The following is a 2,679-nucleotide window of genomic DNA, read 5'->3' on the forward strand; positions in this document are numbered from 1 at the left end:
TTAGTGTGATCAGATCGAGGCGTTCGTCCAGATGGGCGGCGACTTCGCGCTGTAATACGGCCGCTTCGTCGTAACGGACGGCGGCGTGATTGAAATGTTGCTGGATGTGGGCACGGCTGAAATGTTGCATGGTCATGAATGATAAGGGTGTGCGCGTAAAAAAGCCAGTAATTCGCGCGCCGTGGCGTCAGGATGCGAAAAGAACGGCATGTGTCCCACCCCGGGCAGAATCCGGGTTTCACCATCCGGCTGCAGTTCGCTGAGGGATTGAACCAGTTCTTTCGGAATCAAGGGGTCCTGTTCGCCCAGTAGCCATAGGGTCGGTTGTGTCAGGTGCAGCAAAGCGTCGCGGTTGTCGATGTCGCGCAATAAGTAAAGGCCTTGCAGCAAACCGGAATAATGCGGCAAGCTGCGCTGGCTCATGTGTTGCCGTAAGCGTTTCATCAAGGGGCGGGCGTTTTCGGTGCCTTGCAATTGCAGGTTCCAGAATTGTTTCAAGACGCCGATGTATTCCACCCCGAGGGCTTTGATGAAGTCCGCCATCAAAGGGGGGCTGACCGCCCAACGCCAACCGTCGTTCTGGACGAAGCGCGGCGTGGAAGCCAGGCACACCAAGCTTTTGATTCGCTCGGGTTCCCGTAAGGCGATTTGTTGGGCGAGCAGGCCGCCCAGCGACCATCCCAGCAAATGGGTATGTTCGGGCAACGCCTGAATCAGTGAATTCAGCCAGGCCTGGTCGATTTGGTCGATTGGCAGTTGATTGAAGTGCGGGCTTTGCCCGAACCCCGGCAGTTCGATTAAATGCACCCGATAGTGCGGACACAGAAATTCAATGACCCAGTCCTGCCAGATGCTGTTTTCCGCGGCCCAGCCATGAATCAAGGTCAGGTTTTCGACGGCTTCTTTAGCACCTTCACCCGTATAGGGCAAGATGTCGGTGTGAAGGGTTAAGGGGGTGATGTTCGCGTTTTCGGACATGGCGGCTATTGTACGGCTATTTTATAAACTGTGGGACGGGAATGCATCGGCACACTGAGCCAGCGCGGCCAATAAGCCGTCGATTTGCTCGGACGTGTGGCTGGCCGATAAGGTCACGCGGAGGCGTGCGGTGTTTTTGGGCACTGTCGGTGGGCGAATCGCGCCGACCCAATAGCCTTGCTGTTTGAGCGCATCCGACCAATCCAGCGCGCGTTGGCTGTCACCAATCATAATCGGTTGAATGGCGCTTTGTGATGGCCAGAGCGTCAGGCCGATTTTCGCAGCGCCGTCTCGAAACTGTTGGATATGGCGTTGCAGTTTCTGACGTGCGTCGTCGCCGTTTTGCACCAGCTGCAAGGCTTGACGTGTCACCTTGGCGTTGATGGGGGAACTGGCGGTGGTGTAAATGTAGGGGCGCGCCAGTTGAATCAGGGTTTCGATCAGGGTTTGGCTACCGGCGACAAAGGCACCCGAGGTCCCGAAGGCTTTGCCGAAGGTGCCCATTAGGATGGTATTGTCGTCCGGTGTCAGGCCAAACTGCTCGAAGGTGCCTCGGCCGTGTGGTCCGGCCGCGCCGAAACCGTGGGCATCATCCACAAACAGCCAGGCCTGGTAGGTTTTGGCTAACGTCTGAATGGTATCCAGCGGCGCGAAATCCCCGTCCATACTGAAAACGCCGTCGGTGACAATGAGGCATTGGCGGTTTTCGGCCTGGGCTTGTTTCAAGCGTTTTTCCAGCGCCTGCATGTCGTTGTGCGGATAGCGTTTCAGGTCGGCGTCGGAAAAGCGGGCGCCGTCAATGAGCGAGGCGTGATTGAGTTTGTCGGCCAGAATCCAGTCGCCTTTTTGCATCAAGGTTTGCTGTACGGCGAGGTTAGCCATATAGCCGGTGGAAAACAGCAACGCACGGTCGCATCCGAGCCAGTCGGCGATTTCATCTTCCAGCAGGTGATGTTCAAGGTGGTGGCCGGTCACCAGATGCGCCGCGCCAGAGCCATAGCTGAGCGAGTCCACCGACTGCAGGGCTTCTTTCAGTTTGGGGTGATTGGCGAGCCCCAGATAGTCATTGGATGAAAAGTTCACGACTTGAAGGCCGTTGATTTGCATCTGCGGGGTTTGCGCCGAGGTGGCGAGCGGCCGACGCCGGGTGAGGGCCGCGGCGTCCCGTTCGGCTAAAATCGGTGCAAAACGGGATTCAATGGATTCTTGAGACATGACGTGAACCGACTTGTTGGGTTAAGCGGTCAGTTCGGTGGCTTGCTCCGCCAGCTTTTTCGCGGCCATCTCGGCTTTAACGTTTGTTTGCATGGTGATGCCGAGTTTCGCGAACAACTGTTCGTCGTGTCCGCCTTCCGGGTTGTCGGTGGTCAACAGTTTGTCGCCGTAGAAAATGGAGTTGGCACCGGCCAGAAAACACAACGCCTGGGCTTCGTCGGGCAATTCCATGCGCCCGGCCGACAAGCGCACATAGCTTTGTGGCATGACAATGCGCGCGGTGGCGATGACGCGAATGAATTCAAAGGAATCGGTCTGGCCTTTCATGTGCGCCAGCGGGGTGCCTTCAATCGGCACCAAGAGGTTGATCGGGACGGAATTCGGGTGGTGACGCATGGTGGCGAAGGTGCGAATCAGCTCGGCGCGGTCTTTGTGTTCTTCGCCCATGCCGATAATGCCGCCGGAACAGACATTGATGCCGGCTTT

Annotated in this window: 3 protein-coding genes; all 3 read right to left on the minus strand. The window is 57.2% G+C overall.

Features of this window, described 5'->3' with window-relative positions:
* Positions 1 to 132 precede the first annotated feature (132 nt).
* Positions 133 to 978 carry a pimeloyl-ACP methyl ester esterase BioH gene (gene bioH, locus ACP5D0_RS08385; protein ID WP_472365246.1) on the minus strand — a complete coding sequence of 282 codons (846 nt, stop codon included), beginning with the start codon at positions 976 to 978 and terminating at the stop codon, positions 133 to 135.
* Positions 979 to 999: 21 nt separating this feature from the next.
* Positions 1,000 to 2,193 (minus strand): 8-amino-7-oxononanoate synthase, encoded by a 1,194-nt coding sequence (gene bioF, locus ACP5D0_RS08390; protein ID WP_472365247.1) that lies wholly within the window; start codon positions 2,191 to 2,193, stop codon positions 1,000 to 1,002.
* A 21-nt stretch (positions 2,194 to 2,214) separates the two neighbouring features.
* Positions 2,215 to 2,679: biotin synthase BioB (locus ACP5D0_RS08395; protein WP_472365249.1), on the minus strand; the 465-nt coding region annotated here is incomplete at its 5' end.

It is taken from the genome of Hydrogenovibrio sp., from assembly GCF_049975065.1.
Lineage (GTDB): Bacteria > Pseudomonadota > Gammaproteobacteria > Thiomicrospirales > Thiomicrospiraceae > Hydrogenovibrio.